The sequence below is a fragment of the Nocardioides sp. NPDC051685 genome (assembly GCF_044453405.1).
GTDB lineage: Bacteria > Actinomycetota > Actinomycetes > Propionibacteriales > Nocardioidaceae > Nocardioides.
In genome coordinates this window covers 787,672-808,376 of sequence record NZ_JBITCR010000002.1, presented here as the reverse complement: position 1 = coordinate 808,376, position 20,705 = coordinate 787,672, and the positions used below count along the sequence as shown (strand labels likewise).

Below are 20,705 nucleotides of genomic sequence, written 5' to 3'. Positions count from 1 at the left end.
ACCCGGCTGACAGAAAGGGTCCCGCGTCATTCCGGTGCAAGTGGGTTGCGGGGACGCGGGCGGGTCGAGGTGCCGTACCTCAATCCAAGTACGGCTGGACCCGGGCTGACTCGGCCAGCCTGCCCCGGACGATGGTGGAGCGATGAATGCATCACAGCAGACGGCGGACGAAGTTGCTGAGCGGCTCTTCGGGTCGCTCCTCGGCACGGTGGAGGTCGTCTCGATCTTCATCGGGGACCGGCTCGGATGGTATCGATCGCTGGCGGATGAGGGGCCGGCTAGTGCGGTCGAGCTGGCGGAGCGTACGGGAACACAGGTCAGGTACGCACGGGAGTGGCTCGAGCAGCAGGCCGTGTCCGGCCTGTTGGTGGTCGAGGCCGACGGCGAGCCTGACGAGCGGCGCTTCGCTATCCCGGAAAGCACCGCGGAGGTGATGACGGACACGAGCAGCCTGGCCTACCTGGCGCCGATCAGCCGGATGTTCGCGGCGGTCGGGCCGGCGCTTCCTCAGCTGCTCGAGGCGTACCGGAATGGTGGCGGGGTCAGCTGGGACCGACTCGGCGATGACGCGAGGCAGTCGCAGGCGGATGCGAATCGGCCGTGGTACGAGAAGCAGCTCGGGCCGGCGCTCGCCAGCGTGCCTGAAGTTCACGACGCCCTCTCCGCGAAGGGATGCAGGATTCTCGACGTGGGGTGCGGTGCGGGCTGGTCGAGCATCGCCATGGCTCGCGCCTACCCCGAGGCCACCGTGCTCGGGATCGACATCGACCAGCCCTCGGTCGACATGGCCGTGGCGAACGCCCGTGAGGCGGGGGTCGAGGACCGCGTGCGGTTCCTGTGCCAGGACGCGGCCACGCTCCCGGACGCGACGGTCGACGTGGCCTTCGCCTTCGAGTGCGTGCACGACATGCCCCGGCCGGTCGAGGTGCTCAGCGCGGTCCGGAAGGCGCTCGCCCCCGGCGGATCCATGGTGGTGATGGACGAGGCGGTGGCGGACAGCTTCGCGCCGGACGGTGACGAGCTGGAGCGGATCATGTACGGGTTCAGCCTCCTGGTGTGTCTGCCGGACGGGCTCTCCTCGCCCCCGAGCGTCGGGACCGGGACGGTGATGCGGCCGTCGACCCTGAAGGGCTACGGCGAGGCGGCGGGGTTCAGCGGGTTCGAGGTCCTCCCGATCGAGGGCTTCGGGTTCTGGCGCTTCTACCGACTCACCTGATCCGTCGTGGGGCTTGTGTCACGCTGATCCCATGGCGCTCGCAGTGTGCCAGCTCTTCGACGCTCGGTCCGACCGCCTGGTGCGTGAGCTCTGGGCGCGGTTGGAGGAGAACGGAGTCGGCACCATGGTGAGCCACACCCACGGCCGCCACCATCCGCACCTCTCGTTCGCGGTCCTGCGGACGTGGGAGCTCGGTCCGGTGCGGGACGTGCTCGACGGGCTTCCGGAGGGTGAGCCGTTCCGGTGCGCCAGTCATGGCGCCTTGATCTTTCCACGTGGTCGGGTGGCCCTAGCGCCCTCGTTCTCCGCCACGGTGGCGATGCGGCAGGACCGTGTCGCGAGAGCGCTGCTCGAGGCCGGGGCGGACCTGCACAAGCACTACTGGCCCGACCTGTGGTTGCCGCACGTGTCGGTAGCCACCCGTGCCTCGGCGGCCCAGCTTCCGGTGATCGTCAACGCCATCGCGGATGTCCTCCCCCTCGAGCTGCATGCGGTTCGCACTGCCTTGGTGGACAGCAGCAGCGGCCGGATCTGGCGGCTGCCCCGCATGCTCTGACGGGCTCTCCTGGCCGCATCGGCACGGCGTTCGCCGTGACGCACCCGGCTCGGGCTAACTCGTGTGGAGGGTCAGAGGATGCCCGAAATGAGACCCGTCGTCAGGGGTGCCCACCGGGGCTTTTGGTGCTACCTGCTGATGATCCTTTTGCTCGCGACCATGTTGGCACCCACCGCAGCTGCCCGCGCGGATGAGTCCGTGGCGTGCGCGCCGCAGGTCAAGGATCAGATCGCCGACGTGACCGAGCGCCTCCGGAACTTTGCGGACGCCGGCCTCGACGGCCATGTCTGGGCGCTGACCGACGTCGGCATCCGGATTCGAGTGTGGAAGGTCGCACCAACCACTTCTGCGTACGCCGAGATTTCCACGGCACCTTCGAGACCTTCGCCGGCGTCAGCCCTAATCTCACCGGCACGGTCGGCGCCGGAGTCACCGGTGCCGTCGATGGCTACGACTGGGCCGTCTTCACCGGTGAGTGGGCGCCACATGTGGCCGTGTCGGGGTTCGTCGGCGACTTCGACCTCGGGTGCAACCAAGCCGGAGAGTGCGCTATCCGCCGGGGTGTGGGCTACCTGTTCTTTGCGAATGGATTCCAGTCGGTCCAGGGCAGGGAGTTCTCCCTCGTCTACGACGGCGGAGAGCATGGGATCTGGCGTCAGTCCGACGAGGCAAGTGTCGGGGACATCACTGGTTGAGGTACCGGGCGCATCGGCGGCGGCCCGCGCGCGCCCGGGTGATCGAGGGTGATGGGCGAGGCCGTGGCGGACACCTTCGCTCCGGACCGCGACGAGCTGGAGCGGATCATGTACGAGTTCAGCCGAGGGGTTCGGATTCTGGCGGTTCTACCGCTTTCCTGATCGCTTCGGGGTTACCTCACCTTGGTGATTCCCGCACGTCAGGGCGCTCTTACGCTGGCGTGAAAGGTCAGTTGCCGGGGCGGATGCCCCTCGCGGACGAATCGCTTCCGACAGCTCGTTGGAAGGGGACTGTCATGGCGTGGCGGATCAAGGCGAAGTACTACGAGGCGTGCAACTGCGAGCTCGGCTGCAGCTGCAACCTGAGCGGCTTCCCGACGTACGGGAAGTGCGAAGGAGTGGTGGCGTTCTCCATCACGGAGGGCGAGAAGGACGGGGTCGACCTCGCGGGAGCGAAGGTGGTCGGCGGCGCCAAGTGGCCGGGTGCGATCCACGAGGGCAACGGCGCACTCGCGCTGTTCATCGACGGCACCGAGGAGCAGCAGCAGGCGCTGGTGCCGATCCTCACCGCCGAGGACCCGGGGCTGCCGTGGGAGATCCTCGCCTCGACGTTCACCGACATCCACGGCCCGTTCTTCGAGCCGATCGAGATCACCGAGACCGACGGCAACCCACGCGTACGCGTGGGGGAGAAGGTCGAGGTCGCCTGGCAGGCGTTCGCCAACCCGGTGACCGGCGAGCGGCACGAGCCGCACATGGTGCTCAAGGACGGCTTCATCTTCCAGGACGGTCTCATCGGCACCACCTCGACCCTTCGGGTCGACGCCGACGGAGTGACCATGGAGCACCCGAACAAGAACTCCTACCTGGCCGAGGTCGAGTGGTCCAGCGAGAACCGGCTCGCCCCTGCCGAGGGCGCCGGGCGGTTCTGACCGGGACGAGGGGCGAGCATGACTGATACGCCGCGCTCGGCCTACCAGGCGCTGGAGGTACGGGCGACGCTCGTGACGGTCGGCGTCCTGCTGACCCTGGCCGCGGTCGCCTGGTGGTCGATCGTGGGCCAGGCCGCCGACATGGCAGACATGGCGTCGGGCCTGGGCGCGATCGGCACGGCGATGATGCCGTTCGACATGAGCGCCGCGACCTTCATGGCGATGTGGGCGACGATGATGGTCGCGATGATGTTCCCGACCGTGGCGCCCATCGTCCTGCTGCACCGGATGGTGTCGCGGCGCCGCGGCGACAGTGTCGTGCCGACCGTCGCCTTCGGGGTCGGCTACCTGATCGTGTGGACCGCCGCCGGGGTGGTGCCGCTCGCCGTGCTCGTCGCATTCCGGAACGTCGCCCATGACACCGCCTGGGTCGCGCCGCTCGGCGGCGCCGTACTGGTCGTCTGCGGGGTCTACCAGTTCACCCGGTGGAAGCTGGCGTGCCAGCGCGCGTGCCGCAGCCCGATGTCGTTCCTCATGACCCACGACTTCGGCGGCGGCGTGGTCGGCGCGTTGCGCACCGGCGCGACCCACGGTGCCTACTGCCTCGGCTGCTGCTGGGCCCTGATGACCGTGCTGTTCGTCGTCGGGTTGATGAACCTGGTCTGGATGGCGGCCATCGCGGTCGTGTTCCTCGCCGAGAAGAACTGGCGGTACGGCGCCGCGCTCGCCAGGGTCGTCGGGACCCTGGTCATCGCCCTCGGTCTGGGCGTTCTGCTCCAGCCCGCCCTGCTCGCCTCGATCAGCATCTGACCACCAACGAGGTGTCGCCGCCGGATGGTGGACTGTGCTCTGTCCGTGAAGGGATGTCGGATTCTCGTCGTGGGCTGCGGTGGGGGATGGTCGAGCTCGCGCTGGCGCGCGCCTACCCCGAGGCCACCGTGCTCGGCATCGACATCGACCGGCTCTCAGTCGACATGGCGGTGACGAACGCCGGCGAAGCAGGTGTCGAAGGTCGGGTGCGGTCCTGTGCCAGGAGGCGGCTGTCCAGATCTCGTCTCGCTGCCTCACCTGGTCTATGGTGTGGGCCCGTTTCGGTACGCACGGTGGAGGTGACAGGGTGACCGAGCTGCTGCTCTGGCCTGCCGGTCGATTCGAGCCCGCCCCGCCGCGGCCCAGGCATACGTCGCTCGTGGGCTGAACCCGTTGCTCGACATCCTCATGCTCACCGGGGTCGCGCTGCTGGTGTTCGTCGTCGCCGCGCTCGTGCAGGCCGTGACCGGGTTCGGGTCCGTCATGGCGGCGGTGCCGGGCCTGCTTCTCGTGACCGATCCCGCTCGTGCGGTCGTGACGGCGACGGTCGTCAGTCTCGTCCTCACCGCTGGGATCGCGCTGCGCGAGCGTGCCTACGTCGATCGGCGCGACAGCCTGCTGCTGACCCTGACGGGGATCATCGGGATGCCGTTCGGACTGGTGTTGTTGGCGGTCGTTGACGAACGTCTGCTCTCGGCCGGCATCGCCGTGGTGATCCTGGTCCTGGTGCTGTTGATCGCGGCCAGGCCACAGATCGGCCGCCGTGGTCTGCCGGTCGCCGGCATCGTCAGCGGGGGACTGCTGACCTCCACCGGGATGAACGGCCCGCCACTGGTGCTCGCGCTCGTCGGCCGCGAGCCGCGGCGCTACCGGGCGACCTTGCAGGCGGTGTTCGCCGGTCAGGACCTCGTCGCGGTCATCGCCTTCCTCGTCCTCGGGCATCTCGACCCGCAGGTGCTGCTGCTCTCAGTCGGAGGCGTCGTCGGGCTGCCCGTCGGATGGCGGCTGGGCGACGCCGTCTTCCACCGCGTCTCGCCGGCTCGCCTGCGACCTCTCGTCATTGCGACCCTCGTCATCTCGGCCGTTGCGGTGCTGGTGAACGCCGTCCGCTGACCGGTGCCGCTTGGTGGAATCCTTCCCAGAGCCTGCCGCCGGCCAGGGTGAGGCAGTCTTCGGCGGTCGTCCGGAGCGGCACGGTGTCCCCGGCAAGGGCCGCGGCGAGGCCGGCGTCGAGGCGGGGTGCCCAGGTGGTCCCGGCCGCAGAGTCAAGCGTGATGAGCTCGCGCATCAACCACTTACCGCCGCCACGCCAGCGGCCGTTGACGTCGAGGAGCAGCTCGGCCGTACGCCGCCACGTCTCGACGGCGATCGCGGTGCCTTCCGGGCCCGGCTCGGCGGCCTGCAGGTCGTCGACGAGGTCGCTCAGCGCATAGCGAGCGCCGTCCAGCGTCTCGGCCGGCAGGGGAGCAGGACCGGCCTGAAGAACGTCCTCGCAGTAGCGACGTACGGCCGCTCCGCCGTCGCCGGACAGCAGAGGTACGCCTCGGGCGACGAGCCGCGCCATCGTCGGTTTGCGCTCGGCCAGGTTCTGGGTGACGAAGTGGCGGATGCTCGCCTCGGTGTGCACGAACAGCTCCACCGGCCAGCCCAGGTGCCGTAGAGACTCGCGGTTGACCGTCGCTGTCGCATCGAGCACGGTGATGTCGAGATCCGACATCGGCGTCGCTCCGCCCAGGACCACCGACCCGCCGAGCCACGCCTGCTGCGCCCCGGGGAATCGCTCGCGGACCAGGTCCTTCGCGGCAGCCACAGGATCTGATCGGTTCGTCATGGACATGCCCACGGTGCGGTGCTCAGGCTCGGCGCGGCTCCTGGCCCGCCTCCTTCGCGATGCGGTCGCCGACCTCGAGCTCCTTCCACAGGGCGCGGTGGACGCGGACCTTCTGGGTCTCCCCGGACTCGGTCCGGATGGTCACCCGCCGGTAGAGGTTCGAGCCGTCCAGCATGGCCCGTGACTTCTTGACGACCGTTCCATCCCAAGACTCGTCGTTGCTCACGGCTGTTCTCCTCGCTGCTCGTCGTCGACAGGAGTTCGAGTACATCAGCCGGAGGGAACGGCGATGCGCCGCCGCGCCGCTCCCACGGAACCGCTCTGCCGATGTGACGCCAGACACAGCTGATACCCGTTGATCTAGAGCATTCGCTCTATTTAGATTGTCCGCATGTCCCGGCAGCGACTCCACACGCTCGACGATCTCCTCGACGTTGCCGAGCAGATCGTGACCAGCGGTGACCCTTCGGGGCTGACGCTGCGGTCGCTGGCTGCTGCGGCGGGGGCGTCGAACGGGACGATCTACCACGCGTTCGGGTCGAAGGACGTGCTGCTCGCGCGGCTGTGGCTGCGGTCCTGGTGCCGACTGGGCGACCTGATGGCGGAGGCGATGGGGGAGAGGGCCGCGGACTCCACGGGCGAGGATGCTGTCGTGGCTGTCGCGCTGACCCCCGTCGAGTTCGTACGCCGCTTCCCGGCCAGCGCGCGGCTGTTCTTCGCCCAGCGTCGCGACCAGCTCTTCTCCGCCGACCTTCCGCCGGAGATCGAGACCGAGCTGAGCGCCGTCCAGGAGAAGTTCCTCGAGGTGCTGATCGCGCTGGCGCGCGGCGTCTGGGGCCGCGGCGACCGGATCGCGGTCGAGGCGATCGCGGTCTGCGTCGTGGACCTGCCCGGCGGGATCCTGCGCCGCTGCCTCGTCGAGGACCGCGAGGCCGACGCGGCGACCGCCGCCCGTCTGGAAGCCGCGGTCCGCGCCATCCTCGCCGTCCCGCTCGAGCCACGTCCGGCCAAGGCATCACCGAACACGCCGAGGAGCAACCCGTGACCCGAGACCAGTCGATCCTGGCGCAGCCGCTCGAGCTGCCGAACGGGTTCGTGATCCCGAACCGGCTCGCCAAGGCCGCCCTCAGCGAGGGCCTGGGGCGTCGCGACTTCACGCCCGGAAGCCGGATCAAGAACCTCTACCGGCGCTGGGCCGACAGCGGCGTCGGGCTCTCGATCACCGGCAACGTGATGGTCGACCGCACCGCGATCGGCGAGCCCGGCAACGTCGTGGTCGAGGACGACCGCAACGTCGAGGACCTGGCCGAGTGGGCGCGGATCGCGAAGTCCGGCGGCTCGAAGGTGTGGGTCCAGATCAACCACCCGGGCCGGCAGACGCCGCGTACGCTCACCGCCCATCCGGTGGCTCCCTCGGCGGTCGCGGTGCCCGGCACGGGCGGGCTCTTCGCCGAGCCCCGCGAGCTGACCTCGGGCGAGATCGAGGACCTGATCCGGCGCTTCGCCACGACCGCGAAGGTCGTGACCGGGGCGGGCTTCGACGGCGTACAGATCCATGGCGCGCACGGCTATCTGATCAGCCAGTTCCTCTCGCCGCTGTCCAACCAGCGCACCGACGCCTGGGGTGGCACCGCGGAGAAGCGGCGCCGTTTCGTGCTCGAGGTGCTTCGCGCCATCCGCGCCGAGGTCGGCGCAGAGATCCCGGTCGCGATCAAGCTCAACTCGGCCGACTTCCAGAAGGGCGGCTTCGGCGAGGAGGAGTCGCTCGAGGTCGTCCACGCGCTCGCCGCGGAAGGCCTGGACCTGCTCGAGATCTCCGGCGGCACCTACACCTCGGCCGCCATGCTGGGCGTGGACCCGGCGCTGAAGGCGAGCACCCGGCGGCGGGAGGCCTACTTCCTCGCGTACGCCGAACGCGTCCGCGCCGAGCTGCCGGCGTTGCCGCTGATGCTCACCGGCGGGTTCCGTACGGCCGCCGGGATGGTCGACGCCGTCGAGTCCGGGGCCGTCGACCTCGTCGGCCTGGGAAGGCCGCTCACCGTGCAGCCCGACTTCCCGGCCCAGCTGCTGGCCGGCCGCGCCGACGAGAGCGTCGTCAACCCGCGACGCAGCGGGATCCGGATGCTCGACAGCCTCACCGAGCTGACCTACTACAGCGTCCAGATGTGGCGGATGGCCAAGGGCAAGGAGCCGGCCCCCGACCGGCACGCCGCCCTCAACGTGACCCAGTACCTCCTCAACAACGGCCTCGAGAGCCTGCGCTCCCCGCGCGGCTGACCCTCGGAAGGAAAGATCATGACAGTGACCCTGACTCAGACAGACGGCGTGTACGTCCTCGACATCGGCAACACCGAGAACCGGTTCAGCCCCGACTGGATGACGGCGGTGAACGACGCCCTCGACAAGGTCATGGCAACGCCCGGGCCGCTGGTCCTGACCGCGACCGGCAAGTTCTACTCCAACGGCCTCGACCTGGACTGGCTCGGGCAGAACGCCGACCAGTTCGAGCCGTACGCCGCCCAGGTCCAGGGCCTCCTCGCTCGCCTCCTGGTTCTCCCGGTGCCGACGGCGACGGCGATCAACGGGCATGCCTTCGGTGCCGGCGCGATGCTCGCGATGACCCTCGACTGGCGGGTCATGCGCGAGGACCGCGGCTTCTTCTGCTTCCCCGAGGTCGACATCCAGATCCCGTTCACCCCCGGCATGGCCGCGCTGATCCAGGCCAAGCTCACCCCGCGGGCGGCGACCGACTCGATGACCACCGGCCGCCGGTTCCCCGGCCCCGACGCCCTCGCCGCCGGCATCGTCGACGGCACCGCCCCCGAGGCCGAGCTCCTCGAGCAGACCATCGCGCGCGTCGCCCCGCTCGCCGGCAAGCCGGCCGAGACGCTCGGCAAGATCAAGTCGACGATGTACGCCACCGCGGTCGCCGCGCTCCTGGGCGAGGGCGCCTGAGGTGCCGCCTCGGGGCGCTAACCCAGCGCCCCGAGGCGGGCATCGCGAACGCGGTCCTGGGTCATGTCGAGCAGCGTTCCGAGAGCTGCCTCGACGATCTCCAGGAGCGTGCCACGATCCAGACCCTGGTTGGACTGGGCCGACAGGCCGTGCCAGAGCGTCTGCGTCAGCGAGGCGAGGGTCGACGGCGCGATGCCGGTCCCGAGCTGCCCCTCGCCATGGGCACGTTCGATGCGCTCGCGGAGCGCCCGCTCGTTGGACGCGTGCAGCTCGCTCACATAGGTCCGGGTGTCGATGGCGTCCGGTGCGTCGGTCATCGCCGCACTGCTGATCAGGCATCCCGGATGCCGAGCACTGGGTTGGGTGAACTCCTCCACCGAACGACGAAGGAGCCGGCTGAGGACGTCGCTGAGATCGGCCTCCGCGCAGGCCTCGACGTAGATCGCCCGGTAGCGCTCGGCATAGGTGCGAACGGCTGCCTCGAAGAGACCGGCCTTGCTGCCGAACGCGGCGTAGATGCTCGAGGTCGACATTCCCAGGGCGGTGCTGAGCGCGCGTGTCGTCGTGCCGGAGTAGCCGCGGCTCCAGAAGAGGCGCGACGCCGCGAGCACGGCGTCGTCTCGATCGAACATCGGGGGACGTCCCACTGGCCGGGAGCTCATGCGTTGCATTATAGAGCGTTTGCTTCATAATTGAGTTATGGAGCAAACGTTTCAGAAATCTGTCTCGGTCGGTGCCGGCAGCTGGGTCACCGTTGATGTGTACGGGGACGGGGGCGACGGGCCCGGTCTGCTCATGGTGCCGGGCGTCATGAGCGACGCCAGAGGATGGCGACACGTGGCCCGGGCCACGACGGCCTGGCCCGCGGTCACGATCGTCAACCGGCGAGGCCGGACCCCGTCGGGCCCACTCGGTGACGACTACTCGGTTCGGACCGAGGTGGACGACCTGGCGGCCGTGCTCGAGCAGACCGGCGAACCCCGCGCCATCTTCGGCTGGAGCTACGGGGGACTCATCGCCCTCCTGCTCGCCTCCGAACGACCCGTCGAGCACGTCATCGGGTACGAGCCCGTCGCGCCGGGTTTCGGTGGCCATGCGCTGCCCGCGCTGCGGGAGGCCGACGACCTCGGCGACCGGGATCGCAGCGTCGAGATCGTGAACCGGGAGGTCTCGGGGTTCTCGGAAGAGCACGTCGAGGTCCTCCGATCTGACCCCGCCGCATGGATGACGCTGCGTCAGCTCAGCGAACCCCTCTATGCCGAGCTCCTGGCGCTCTCGCTGGCAGAGATCCCTGGCTCGTTGGGGTCGCAAGCCGGTCTGGTCGACCTGATCATCGGCGAGGACAACCTCGACATGGCTCCGTACGGCACGTCGTTCGAGCAGGTCAGGCGCCGGCTTCCGGATGCCGAGGTCCATCGTCTTCCTGGTCAGGGCCATCTCGCCCACGTGGACGCGCCCACGGCACTCGGACGGATGCTCAACTCCCTGGCCCGGTCCTGACGATCGGGGGATGACGCCCGGCAGTCGACTCACGACGTCGACGGTTCGCGATGGCCGGGTTACACCGAACTTACGAACCGACGCGCACTCCGTATTCCAGACGTAACCATCCCGAAATGCCTGGGCCGAAGGCTTGATGCCATGACCAAGCCCCTTCGCGATGCGCACCGCCACATCGGCCGGCTGCCGGCGTACCCCTTCTACGGGGGTCCGGCGATCAACGCCGACGTGACCGCGCGAGCCACCGTGAAGGAGCTGGTCGCCGACCTCGACGCCGACCGGATCGAGCGGGCGCTGGTGCTGCCGAACTACGGCGTGCCCGACCCGGACGCCGCCTTCGACCTCAACCACCTGGCCATCGAGGCCGCCCAGAGCGACGACCGGATCCGGTGCGGCCTGTGGGTCTCCCCGAAGCCGACCGACGCCGCCCGCAACGACGCGGCGCTCGCCCTCGCCGGCGAGGAGGGGGTGGCCGCCCTCAAGACCAGCTTCCTGCTCGGCGGCCATCCCACCGACCCGGACTGCCTCGAGCAGCTCGACAAGGTCTTCGCCGCCGCGCGCGAGCACGACCTGACCGTGCACGTGCACACCTCGCCCGGCGCCGCCTCCGACGTCGACCAGATCGGCACGCTCGTGGAGCGCTATGCCCGCGACGTACGCCTCCATCTCGTGCATCTCGGGGGCGGGATGAGCGGCCACATGAAGCTCATCGGCGGCCGGCTCTTCGACTGGATCGAGGCCGGGATGCAGGTCTACACCGACACCAGCTGGGCGATCGGCTTCGCGCCCGCGTGGCTGGTGCAGGAGATCGAGCGCCGCGGGGTCGGGCACGACCGCATCCTGTTCGCCACCGACGCCCCGTGGGGCGACTTCGCCGGCGAGCACGCTCGCCTGTCCGCCGCGGCCGGCGACGGCGAGCTCGCCGACGCCTTCTTCCACCACAACTTCTCAGCCCTCTACGGCTGAGACCGGCAGCTTCGCTGCCGGCCACTCGTCAAGGACGACGAGCTCGCTCCCACCACCCGCATCGCCCCTTCCACCTCTCATGGAGACCCTCGTGACCACTGACACCGCTGACATCGACGCCCAGATCGCCGAGAACATGGCCAAGTCGCTCGGCGAGATCCCGCACCCCTCGTCGCAGCCGGGCACCAACATCTACGGCTCGACGAAGATCTTCCCCGACTACCAGGCCGAGGACGGCGAGTCCTACTTCACCCTCATCCACGGCATCCCGCACGAGTCGTCGGTCAGCTTCGTCGCCGTCCTGCAGGCGACCCGCGCGCTGCGCAAGGGCTTCGACTCCGCCATCTACTTCTACGGGCCGGGCACGCTCGCCTGCATGGCCTCGCGTGGCTTCCCGACGATGGGCGATGCCGGGTTCCCCGGGGAGCTCAACACCAACGGCGCCATCGAGACCTTCATCAAGGAGGGCGGCACCGTCTTCTGCTGCCGCTTCGGGATGGGGCTCCACGGCCTGCGCGAGGAGGACCTGATCGAGGGCGTCGTGCCCTCGCACCCGCTCGACGTCCAGGACGCGCTGATCCACTACGCCCGCAAGGGCGCCATCATCAACTCGACCTACAACCTCTGAGGGACCGGCCATGACCTCGCCGATCTCGTCCAGCACCCGCGTCGACGTCGCCATCCAGGGGATCCGCCTGCTCGACGCCCCCGTCGCCCGCCGCTCGGGCGCGGGACCGAGCGACGACGGCCACGTCCTCCTGGACGGGGTCGGCGCGGCCATCCCGCTCAACCCCCGCAGCCCCTATTCCGTACGCGGCGGCAAGCTGCTCCTCGACGGAGCCGACACCGGTCTCGGGGTCGAGGCCGTCGCCCGGCCCCGCTTCTACGACCTGGTCACCGCCGACGGCGTCGGCTACGACAAGATCGCCCGGCTGCACTCGGCCAACGTGCTCGCCACGACCGTCGTGCAGACCTGTGCGCGCTACGACGTGGAGGAGCGGTGCCGGTTCTGTGCGATCGAGGAGTCGCTGCGCCAGGGCTCCACGATCGCGGTCAAGCAGCCCGCCCAGCTCGCCGAGGTCGCCAAGGCGGCGGTCGAGCTCGACGGGGTCACCCAGATGGTGATGACCACCGGGACCTCCCGGGGCCGTGACCGCGGCGCGACCCACCTGGCCCGCTGCGTACGCGCGGTGCGCGAGGCGGTGCCCGACCTGCCCATCCAGGTGCAGTGCGAGCCTCCTGGCGACCTCGCCTCGATCCAGGAGCTCTACGACGCCGGTGCCCGCTCGATCGGCATCCACGTCGAGTCCCTCGATGACGCGGCCCGGTTGCGCTGGATGCCGGGCAAGGGCTCGGTGCCTTTGAGCGAGTACAAGGCGGCCTGGGCCGAGGCGGTCCGCGTCTTCGGCTGGAACCAGGTCTCTACCTATCTCCTGGTCGGCCTCGGCGAGGACCCCGACGAGCTGGTCGCCGGCTGCGAGGACCTGATCGCGATGGGCGTCTATCCGTTCGTGGTGCCCTACCGCCCGCTGGACGGCACCCTCGCCAAGGACGTCGACGGAGTCCCCGCGCCCGCGCACGCCGACGTCTACCGGGTCACCTCCCGGGTCGCCGCGCTGCTGCGCCGGGCCGGGATGGCCGGCGCGGACCAGGCCGCCGGCTGCGCGTCGTGCGGCGCCTGCTCGGCCCTCGGCGCCTGTGGGGAGGAGTCGGCATGACCGAGCTGCTCGAGGACGTCATCCTGGCCGGAGGGGTGCGCCGGGCGCCGAGCCTGGAGGGCTACACCGTGGTCCGGGCCGAAACCGCCGCTGACCACGACGTCTACCTCCGGCTGCGCCGGGAGGTCTTCGTCACCGAGCAGGGCCTCTTCGCGGGCTCCGACCTCGACGACGTCGACGACGACCCGCGCCGGATCGTCCTGCTCGCTCGTGCGGACGACGGCGAGGTCCTGGGCGGCGTACGTCTTCATCCGGCGGAGCCGGGCGCGCCTGATGTGGGCTGGTGGCGGGGCAGCCGGCTCGCGGTCAAGGCCGACGCCCGGCAGCTCCTCGGTGTCGGCGCGGCGCTGGTCCGGGCGGCCTGCGCCGCGGCGGAGCAGGCCGGTGCGCTCCGCTTCGACGCCACCGTCCAGGCCCGCAACGAGGGACTCTTCCGGCGGCTCGGCTGGGTCCCGCGCGAACGGATCCACCTCCACGACATGACTCATGTGGTGATGGAGTGGCCGCTCGCACGCATCGCGCAGCTATCCGAGGTGACCAAGTCACCTCTCGGCGACCTGATCGGTGCTCTCGTCGGGCGCTCGACCCCCGGGTTCCGGGGTGACGACGGAGCCCCCGTCCCCGGCAGTGACCTGGTCGCGGCCTGTGACGCGATCCTGCCCTCGATGGTCGAGCGCGACCCCGAGTGGGCCGGCTGGTGCGCGGTCCTGGTCAATGTCAACGACCTCTCCGCGATGGGCGCGGAGCCGGTCGGCCTGCTCGACGCCGTCGCGGCCCGCGACGCCTCCTTCGCCCGCCGGATCGTGCGCGGGCTGGCCGAGGCCGCGCAGGCGTGGGGCGTACCCGTCCTCGGTGGGCACACCCAGCTCGGCGTCCCCGCCGCGCTCTCGGTCACCGCCCTCGGGCGCACCTCACGCCCGGTCCCCGGAGGTGGGGGAGCACCCGGGAACCTGCTCCGGATGAGCGCCGACCTGGGCGGCGGCTGGCGGCCCGGCTACCACGGCCGTCAGTGGGACTCCTCCTCGCACCGCACCTCGGCCGAGCTGCGGGCGCTGTCCGGGGTCGTGCCCGCGCTGGCGCCGACGGCGGCCAAGGACGTCAGCATGGCCGGCCTGGTCGGCACTGCCGGCATGCTGGCCGAGGCCAGCGGCTGCCGCGCGATCATCGACGTCGCCGCCGTCCCCACCCCTTCCGCGGCCTCCATCGCGGACTGGTTCACCTGCTTCCCGGGCTTCGCCATGCTCACCGCGGAGGATCCCGGCCGCGCCGCGACACCGACCGGCCTGCCCGGCTTCGTCACCTCCGCCGTCTGTGGCGAGCTCGTCGCCGGCACAGGCGTCGGCCTGCGCTGGCCGGACGGCACCGTCACCGACGCCATCGACCACACCGTCACCGGACTAGGACCTGCGACATGACCACCACCGACACCCACCGCGGCAGCGCCGTCGCCGCCGTCTGCGCCGGCTTCGGCCGCGACGTCGACGAGAACCTCGCCCAGATCGGCGCCCTCATCGACGACGCTCGACAGGCCGGGGTCGGCCTCCTCGCCCTCCCCGAGGCGTGTCTCGGCGGCTACCTCTCCGTGCTCGGCGCCGGACGCGACGGCAACCACGACGAGGCACCGGAGGACCTCCCGCCGGTCATGGACATCGACGGCCCGGAGCTCGCCCGGGTCGCCGCGCTGGCCGGTGACATGACCGTCGTCGTCGGCCTGTGCGAGTCCGACGGCGCGTCCCGCTACAACACGGCCGCCGTCGTCACCGGCGACGGCGTGCTGGGTGCCCACCGCAAGGTGCACCAGCCGCTCGGCGAGAACCTCTACTACGCGGCCGGGGACGGGTTCGGTTGCGTGGACACGCCGGCGGGCCGGATCGGCACCATGATCTGCTACGACAAGGCGTTCCCCGAGGGGGCGCGGGCGCTGGCCGTCGACGGCGCCGAGATCATCGCCTGCATCTCCGCCTGGCCGGCCTCCCGCACCGCCACCAGCGCGTCGATCGAGGATGACCGGTGGACGAAGCGGTTCAACCTGTTCGACGCCGCCAGGGCACTCGAGAACCAGGTGGTCTGGCTCGCCTCCAACCAGCACGGGACCTTCGGCAAGCTCCGCTTCGTCGCCAACGCGAAGGTGGTCGGTCCGGGCGGCGACGTCCTCGCGACCACCGGCGTCGACGCCGGCATGGCCGTGGCCGAGCTGGACGTGCCCAGCGCCCTGGCGACGGCGCGCCGGGCGATGTTCCACCTCCGTGACCGCCGCCCCGAGGCGTACCCCTCGGCGCTGGCGACCGCCGAGCCGTTCTCCCAGGTGGGTGAGGGTCATGCCTGAGATGACCTTCACGGTGCGCTGGCCCGACGGGCGGGTCGAGGACTGCTACTCACCCTCGCTGGTGATGCACGACCACCTGACCATCGGCCGGACGTACGCCGTCGACGACTTCCTCGACCGCAGCCTCACCGCGCTGGCCACCGCCTCCGAGCGGGTCCGGGCGAAGTTCGGCTTCGCCTGCACCAGCGCGATGGCGACCGCCGAGCAGCTGCGGGCCTCCGCCGCTGCGTACGAGTTCGGCCAGTACGTCACGGTCCTCGCCATGCACCCGCCCCTCCCTGACACGCTGACGCCGCAGGAGTCCCGATGACCACCCACCGCACCACCGTCGCGATCGTCGGCGGTGGCCAAGCAGGCCTGGCCGCCAGCTGGTTCCTCGTCCGCGACGGCGTGGACCACGTCGTCCTCGAAGCCGGCACCGCCGGCCACGAGTGGGCCGACACCCGCTGGGACAACTTCACCCTGGTCACGCCCAACTGGCACTGCCGGCTGCCCGGCTACGAGTACGCCGGCCCCGACCCGGACGGCTTCATGACCCGCGACGAGGTGGTGAGATGGCTCGCCGGCTACGCGCCGACCTTCGGTCCACCGCTGCGTGAGCACACCCGGGTGACCTCGCTGACCCAGCGTGTCGGCGGCGGGTTCCTGGTCGAGGCCGAGGGGCCGGACGGCGTCGAGGCCTGGGAGGTCGAGCACGTCGTGGTCGCCACCGGCGGCTATCACGTGCCGGTCGTCCCGGCCTGGGCGCCCGCGCTCGACCCCACCGTCGACCAGCTGCACTCGGCCGACTACAAGAGTGCCGCGCGGCTTCGTCCGGGCGGCGTGCTGGTGGTCGGCTCGGGCCAGTCCGGCGCCCAGATCGCCGAGGACCTGCACCTGGAGGGACGCCAGGTGCATCTCGCGATCGGCGACGCTCCCAGGGTCGCCCGGTTCCACCGCGGACGTGACTGCATGACCTGGCTGGCCGAGATGGGGCTCTACGACACCCCCGTCGCGAGCTACCCGGGCGGGCTGGCCGCCCGGGAGAAGACCAACCACTACGTCACCGGTCGCGACGGCGGGCGGGACATCGACCTGCGCCAGTTCGCCGCCGAAGGCATGCGGCTCTACGGGCGGCTCGAGTCCGGGGCCGGCACCGACCTCGTGATCGCGCCGACGCTGCGCGACGCCCTCGACTCCGCCGACGACGTCTACCGCTCGATCTGCCGCGACATCGACGTCCACATCGAGACGCAGGGTCTCGACGTCGCTCCCGCCGAGGCGTACCGCCCCGTCTGGGAGCCCGAGGCCGACCCGACCGGCCTCGACCTCGCCGAAGCGGGCATCACGACGATCATCTGGGCGATCGGCTACCGGCCCGACTACCGCTGGGTCCGTGCCGGCGTCTTCGACGGGACCGGGAGGCCGACCCACACCCGGGGCGTGACCGCCGTCGCCGGGCTCCACTTCCTCGGACTGCCCTGGCTGCACACCTGGGGCTCCGGCCGCTTCCTCGGCATCGCCGCGGACGCGGAGCATGTCACCGGCGTCATCACCGGCCGGGCCGACCGGGCCACCGAGCGTGCCGCCGACCTGGCCCGGCGCCGCTCGCCGAGTCCTCTGGACGCCTCGGCGGCGGTGGCCTGAGACGGATAGGTTGAGGACCATGTCGAACGTGCGTATCGGGGCCGTCGCGGCTCACTTCGGACGCGACCTGACCCGCGCGGTCGCCAAGCTCGAAGGGATCGTCGAGGACGCCCGCCGCAACGGGGTCGGCCTGCTGGTCCTCCCGGACGCGACCCTCGGCGGCTACCTCTCCGACCTGCGCCACCCCGACCCGCATGCGCTCCCGCCCGCGCTCACCGAGGACTCCTTCGAGCTGCGCCGGGTGGTCGCGGCGGCCGGCGAGATGGTGATCTGCCTCGGCTACGCCGAGGAGGTCGTCGCCGACGGCCAGGCACGCCTCTACAACTCCGCCGTCTGCCTCAGCGGCGACGGGGTCCTCGGGCGCCACCGCAAGGTCCACCAGCCCGCCGGCGAGTCGCTGGTGTACGCCGCGGGGACCCGGTTCGCGGCCTTCGACACCCCGGTCGGGCGGCTCGGGATGCTCATCGACTACGACAAGACCTTCCCCGAGGCGGCCCGCACCCTCGCCCTCGACGGGGCCTCGGTGATCGCCTGCCTCTCGGCCTGGCCGGCCTCGGTCACCGACCGCGCCTCGCGGCTCCCGCAGGACCGGCAGTCACGCCTCTTCGACCTCTACGACCAGGCCCGCGCGGCCGAGAACCAGGTCGTCTGGGTCTCCTCCAACCAGACCGGGGTGATGGGTGGGCTGCGGTTCCTGGGCCAGGCCAAGGTCGTCGGCCCCGGTGGCGAGATCCTCGCCCGCACCACCTCCAAGGGTGGCCTCGCCGTCGCGGAGATCGACGTCGAGGCGGAGATCGCCCGCTCCCGCCGGGTCCTGCATCACCTCAAGGAGCTGACCCCGACGGCCTACCAGCTCCCGGGGAGGGCCGAATGAGGATCGCGCTCCTGACCTACTCCACCCGGCCCCGCGGCGGCGTCGTGCACACGCTGGCGCTCGCCGAGGCACTGGCCGCGCTCGGCGAGGACGTCCATGTCTGGACCCTCGGCAGACACGGCGACACCGCGTTCTTCCGCCCGGTCGATCCTGCCGTCACCGTCCATGCGGTGCCGTTCGAGGCGGGGGAGGAGGAGTCGGTGGGGGAGCGGATCGTGCGCTCCATCGAGGTGCTGAGAGCCGTCTTCGAGCGCGAGCGGGACGGCTACGACATCGTGCACGCCCAGGACTGCATCAGCGCCAACGCCGCCCTTCCGTGCGTCCGCACGATCCACCACCTCGACCACTTCACCACCCCGCAGCTCGCCGCCTGCCACGAGAAGGCCGTCGTCGAGCCGTACGCCAGGATCTGCGTCTCCCGGTCGGTGGCCGACGAGGTCGCGGCCGGGTGGGGGCTCACCCCGGAGGTCATCCCCAACGGCGTCGACGCGGCCCGGTTCGCGGCCGGGGCCGCCGACCACGCCCGGCGCGCGGTGTGGCGTGACCGCCTCGGTCCCTACGTCCTCGCGCTCGGCGGGATCGAACCACGCAAGGGGTCGCTCGACCTGCTCGAGGCGTACGCCGCGCTGCGTGCCGCCGAGCCCCACCACGAGGACCTGACGCTGGTCTTCGGCGGTGGGGAGACGCTCTTCGACTACCGCGACTACCGGGCCGCCTTCGACGCCCGGGCCCGCGAGCTCGGTGTGCCGGTCGTCGTGACCGGGGTCGTCGCGGAGGACGAGCTCCCGGCCCTGGTGGCCGAGGCGCGCGCGCTCGCGATGGTCTCGACCAAGGAGGGCTTCGGGCTCGCGGCCCTGGAGGCGCTCGCGGCCGGCGTACCCGTCGTCGCGCGGGACCTGCCGGTGCTCCGCGAGGTCTTCGCCGAGACCGTCGCCTACGCCACCTCGCCGGAGGAGATCTCCGTCGCGCTCGGCAAGGTCCTGGACACGCCGCCCGAGCCGGCGGCGGGGCGCGAGCTCGCCGCCGGCTACACCTGGGAGCGCGCCGCCCGCGCCCACCAGGCCTTCTACGAGCGCATCCTGCGCGACGCCTCAGGCGGGTGAGGTGGGACCGGCGGCCCCGGCCAGACCTCGACGCTGGTGATGTCGAGGTTGTTCGTCGGCTCGTCGAGGATCAGCAGCTGGGCGGGCGGGTCGGCGAGGAGCAGACGGGCGAGACAGACCCGGAAGCGCTCGCCACCCGAGAGCGTACGGACCGGGCGGTCCACGCTGTCACCGCGGAGCAGGAGCCGGGCGAGCTGGTTGCGGATCGTGCCCGGCGGCGTCTCCGGTGCGACGGTGCGTACGTTCTCCATCGCGCTCGCGTCCTCGTCGAGACCGTCCAGACGCTGGGGGAGGACCCCCACCAGGTCGGTGAGCAGGCGCCCGTGGGGCCGCCCCGGCACCGGACCGTCACCCTGCACGAGACGCGTCAGCAGGGTCGACTTGCCGGAGCCGTTCGCGCCGATGAGCGCGACCCGCTCCGGCCCCTGGACCACGACGGTCCGGCCCTCGTCCTCGAGCTCCGCGATCCGCCGGCCGCGCGGTACGCCGGGATCGGGGAGGGTGAGGTGGATGTGCTCCTCGTTGCGTACGCGGGCACCGGCCGCCTCGACCGCGGCCTGGGCGGCCGTGACCTTGTCGTCGAGCGTGGAGCGCATCGACCCGGCGGACGCCTGCGCCTTGCTGGCTCGGTTGCCGGCGAGGATCTTCGGGATCCCGCCGTCCTTCTGGGTCTTCTTGGCCGTCCGCTCGCGGCGGGCGAGCTTCGTCTCCGCCTCGATGCGCTGCCGCTTCTCGACCTTGAGGGTCTGCTGAGCCGAGCGGGCGGCCTGCACGGCGGCCGCCTGCTCCTGGTCGCGGTGCTCCTTCCACGCGCTGTACGGTCCGCCGAACGTGCTCAGCGTCCCGGCGTACAGCTCGGTGGTGCTGTCCATGTGCTCGAGCAGCTCGAGATCGTGGCTGACGACCACGAGCGTGCCCGGCCACTGGTCGACGAACTCGGCGAGCTTGGCGCGGGTGGCTCGGTCCAGGTTGTTGGTGGGCTCGTCGAGCAGCGTGATCGGGGTGCGGCGGATCCGCAGGCCGGTGATCGCGATCAGCATGCCCTCCCCACCGCTGATCTCGGCGACGCGACGGTCGAGATCGGCGGCGGAGAAGCCGATCTGGTGCAGGGCCTCGTCGGCGCGGGACTCGATGTCCCAGTCCTCGCCGATCGCGTCGAAGTGGCGCTGGTCGACCTCGCCGGACTCGATCGCACGGATCGCGGCGAGGATGCCGTCGATGCCGAGCAGGCCGGCGACGGTGGTGTCCTGCCGGAGCGTGAGGGTCTGCGGCAGGTAGCCGACCTCGCCGGTGGCGTCGATCTGCCCGGAGGTCGGGGTCAGCTCGCCGGCGATGAGGCGGAGCAGGGTGGACTTGCCGGCGCCGTTGCGACCGATCAGGCCGGTCCGGTCGGAGCCGAAGGTGCCGTTGACGCCCTCGAGCGCGACGGTGCCGTCGGCCCACTCGAAGGTGAGGTTGCTCAGGGTGATGGCGGAGGGGGTGGACATTCGCGGTGGGTTCTCTTTCTCGTCCGTCGAGCGCCACGAGGGCGCGACGGGAGTCGGTGACAGGTCGAAGACATATGCACCGCGAGGTCGACCGAAGGGTCGTGATCGCG

23 protein-coding genes are annotated in these 20,705 nt (G+C 71.0%); 19 read left to right on the top strand and 4 right to left on the bottom strand.

The genetic code is table 11. The annotated features are described in order from the left end of the window. Window positions 1-142: 142 nt before the first annotated feature. The 6 genes from ACIA03_RS08925 (at window position 143) to ACIA03_RS08900 (ending at window position 5,322) form a co-directional block, all read left to right on the top strand. The gene (locus ACIA03_RS08925; protein WP_396981324.1) at window positions 143-1,216 is read left to right on the top strand and encodes a class I SAM-dependent methyltransferase; all 1,074 of its coding nucleotides are present in this window, start codon (window positions 143-145) and stop codon (window positions 1,214-1,216) included. A 31-nt stretch (window positions 1,217-1,247) separates the two neighbouring features. Further along, window positions 1,248-1,772 (top strand): 2'-5' RNA ligase family protein, encoded by a 525-nt coding sequence (locus ACIA03_RS08920; protein WP_396981322.1) that lies wholly within the window; start codon window positions 1,248-1,250, stop codon window positions 1,770-1,772. 323 nt (window positions 1,773-2,095) lie between these two features. Continuing rightward, window positions 2,096-2,467: a hypothetical protein gene (locus ACIA03_RS08915; protein ID WP_396981320.1), complete on the top strand. Its 372-nt coding sequence runs from the start codon at window positions 2,096-2,098 to the stop codon at window positions 2,465-2,467. Window positions 2,468-2,763: 296 nt separating this feature from the next. After that, window positions 2,764-3,399, top strand: coding sequence for a DUF1326 domain-containing protein (locus ACIA03_RS08910; RefSeq protein ID WP_396981318.1), 636 nt, complete (start codon window positions 2,764-2,766; stop codon window positions 3,397-3,399). Between the two features lie 18 nt (window positions 3,400-3,417). Beyond that, window positions 3,418-4,209 carry a DUF2182 domain-containing protein gene (locus tag ACIA03_RS08905; RefSeq protein WP_396981316.1) on the top strand — a complete coding sequence of 264 codons (792 nt, stop codon included), beginning with the start codon at window positions 3,418-3,420 and terminating at the stop codon, window positions 4,207-4,209. 393 nt (window positions 4,210-4,602) lie between these two features. Next, window positions 4,603-5,322: a sulfite exporter TauE/SafE family protein gene (locus tag ACIA03_RS08900; RefSeq protein ID WP_396981314.1), complete on the top strand. Its 720-nt coding sequence runs from the start codon at window positions 4,603-4,605 to the stop codon at window positions 5,320-5,322. Here ACIA03_RS08900 and ACIA03_RS08895 read toward each other — a convergent pair. Together ACIA03_RS08895 and ACIA03_RS08890 are read right to left on the bottom strand one after the other, a co-directional pair. After that, on the bottom strand, window positions 5,282-6,040 hold the full coding sequence (locus ACIA03_RS08895) for a nucleotidyltransferase domain-containing protein (protein ID WP_396981312.1): 759 nt from the start codon (window positions 6,038-6,040) through the stop codon (window positions 5,282-5,284). The two genes, ACIA03_RS08900 and ACIA03_RS08895, sit on opposite strands and share 41 nt — an antisense overlap. Window positions 6,041-6,062: 22 nt before the next feature. Further along, on the bottom strand, window positions 6,063-6,266 hold the full coding sequence (locus ACIA03_RS08890) for a hypothetical protein (RefSeq protein WP_396981310.1): 204 nt from the start codon (window positions 6,264-6,266) through the stop codon (window positions 6,063-6,065). A 165-nt stretch (window positions 6,267-6,431) separates the two neighbouring features. On the opposite strand from ACIA03_RS08890, the gene ACIA03_RS08885 reads away from it, so the two are divergent. Genes ACIA03_RS08885 through ACIA03_RS08875 form a run of 3 tightly spaced genes read left to right on the top strand, consistent with a single transcriptional unit; the run spans window position 6,432 to window position 8,995 of the window. Next, complete coding sequence (locus ACIA03_RS08885) at window positions 6,432-7,085, top strand: TetR/AcrR family transcriptional regulator (protein ID WP_396981308.1); 654 nt, start codon at window positions 6,432-6,434, stop codon at window positions 7,083-7,085. Further along, complete coding sequence (locus ACIA03_RS08880; RefSeq protein WP_396981306.1) at window positions 7,082-8,317, top strand: NADH:flavin oxidoreductase/NADH oxidase family protein; 1,236 nt, start codon at window positions 7,082-7,084, stop codon at window positions 8,315-8,317. The genes ACIA03_RS08885 and ACIA03_RS08880 overlap by 4 nt, the downstream gene beginning before the upstream one ends. An 18-nt stretch (window positions 8,318-8,335) precedes the next feature. Then, on the top strand, window positions 8,336-8,995 hold the full coding sequence (locus ACIA03_RS08875) for an enoyl-CoA hydratase-related protein (protein WP_396981304.1): 660 nt from the start codon (window positions 8,336-8,338) through the stop codon (window positions 8,993-8,995). Window positions 8,996-9,012: 17 nt separating this feature from the next. Here ACIA03_RS08875 and ACIA03_RS08870 read toward each other — a convergent pair whose 3' ends face one another. After that, on the bottom strand, window positions 9,013-9,657 hold the full coding sequence (locus ACIA03_RS08870) for a TetR/AcrR family transcriptional regulator (RefSeq protein WP_396981302.1): 645 nt from the start codon (window positions 9,655-9,657) through the stop codon (window positions 9,013-9,015). A gap of 37 nt (window positions 9,658-9,694) precedes the next feature. On the opposite strand from ACIA03_RS08870, the gene ACIA03_RS08865 reads away from it, so the two are divergent. The 10 genes from ACIA03_RS08865 to ACIA03_RS08820 all read left to right on the top strand — a co-directional run bounded on the left by ACIA03_RS08865 (window position 9,695) and on the right by ACIA03_RS08820 (window position 19,108). Continuing rightward, a complete protein-coding gene (locus tag ACIA03_RS08865; protein ID WP_396981301.1) occupies window positions 9,695-10,495 on the top strand; it encodes an alpha/beta fold hydrolase in 801 nt (266 codons plus the stop codon). 141 nt (window positions 10,496-10,636) lie between these two features. Next, window positions 10,637-11,461, top strand: coding sequence for an amidohydrolase family protein (locus tag ACIA03_RS08860; RefSeq protein WP_396981299.1), 825 nt, complete (start codon window positions 10,637-10,639; stop codon window positions 11,459-11,461). Between the two features lie 91 nt (window positions 11,462-11,552). Then, a complete protein-coding gene (locus ACIA03_RS08855) occupies window positions 11,553-12,089 on the top strand; it encodes an MSMEG_0572/Sll0783 family nitrogen starvation response protein (protein WP_396981297.1) in 537 nt (178 codons plus the stop codon). A gap of 10 nt (window positions 12,090-12,099) precedes the next feature. After that, window positions 12,100-13,179 (top strand): MSMEG_0568 family radical SAM protein, encoded by a 1,080-nt coding sequence (locus ACIA03_RS08850; RefSeq protein WP_396981295.1) that lies wholly within the window; start codon window positions 12,100-12,102, stop codon window positions 13,177-13,179. Then, window positions 13,176-14,594, top strand: a complete 1,419-nt coding sequence (locus ACIA03_RS08845; RefSeq protein WP_396981293.1) for an MSMEG_0567/sll0787 family protein — start codon at window positions 13,176-13,178, stop codon at window positions 14,592-14,594. The genes ACIA03_RS08850 and ACIA03_RS08845 overlap by 4 nt, the downstream gene beginning before the upstream one ends. Beyond that, window positions 14,591-15,505 (top strand): carbon-nitrogen hydrolase family protein, encoded by a 915-nt coding sequence (locus ACIA03_RS08840; protein ID WP_396981292.1) that lies wholly within the window; start codon window positions 14,591-14,593, stop codon window positions 15,503-15,505. The genes ACIA03_RS08845 and ACIA03_RS08840 overlap by 4 nt, the downstream gene beginning before the upstream one ends. Then, on the top strand, window positions 15,498-15,815 hold the full coding sequence (locus tag ACIA03_RS08835; protein WP_396981290.1) for an MSMEG_0570 family nitrogen starvation response protein: 318 nt from the start codon (window positions 15,498-15,500) through the stop codon (window positions 15,813-15,815). Before ACIA03_RS08840 ends, ACIA03_RS08835 begins: the two co-directional genes overlap by 8 nt. Further along, window positions 15,812-17,131: an MSMEG_0569 family flavin-dependent oxidoreductase gene (locus ACIA03_RS08830; RefSeq protein WP_396981288.1), complete on the top strand. Its 1,320-nt coding sequence runs from the start codon at window positions 15,812-15,814 to the stop codon at window positions 17,129-17,131. Before ACIA03_RS08835 ends, ACIA03_RS08830 begins: the two co-directional genes overlap by 4 nt. A 19-nt stretch (window positions 17,132-17,150) precedes the next feature. Continuing rightward, the gene (locus ACIA03_RS08825; protein WP_396981286.1) at window positions 17,151-18,005 is read left to right on the top strand and encodes a carbon-nitrogen hydrolase family protein; all 855 of its coding nucleotides are present in this window, start codon (window positions 17,151-17,153) and stop codon (window positions 18,003-18,005) included. Then, window positions 18,002-19,108: an MSMEG_0565 family glycosyltransferase gene (locus ACIA03_RS08820; RefSeq protein WP_396981284.1), complete on the top strand. Its 1,107-nt coding sequence runs from the start codon at window positions 18,002-18,004 to the stop codon at window positions 19,106-19,108. Before ACIA03_RS08825 ends, ACIA03_RS08820 begins: the two co-directional genes overlap by 4 nt. On the opposite strand, the gene ACIA03_RS08815 is transcribed toward ACIA03_RS08820, so the two are convergent. Continuing rightward, window positions 19,072-20,595 (bottom strand): ABC-F family ATP-binding cassette domain-containing protein, encoded by a 1,524-nt coding sequence (locus ACIA03_RS08815; protein ID WP_396981282.1) that lies wholly within the window; start codon window positions 20,593-20,595, stop codon window positions 19,072-19,074. The two genes, ACIA03_RS08820 and ACIA03_RS08815, sit on opposite strands and share 37 nt — an antisense overlap. Window positions 20,596-20,705: the final 110 nt, after the last annotated feature.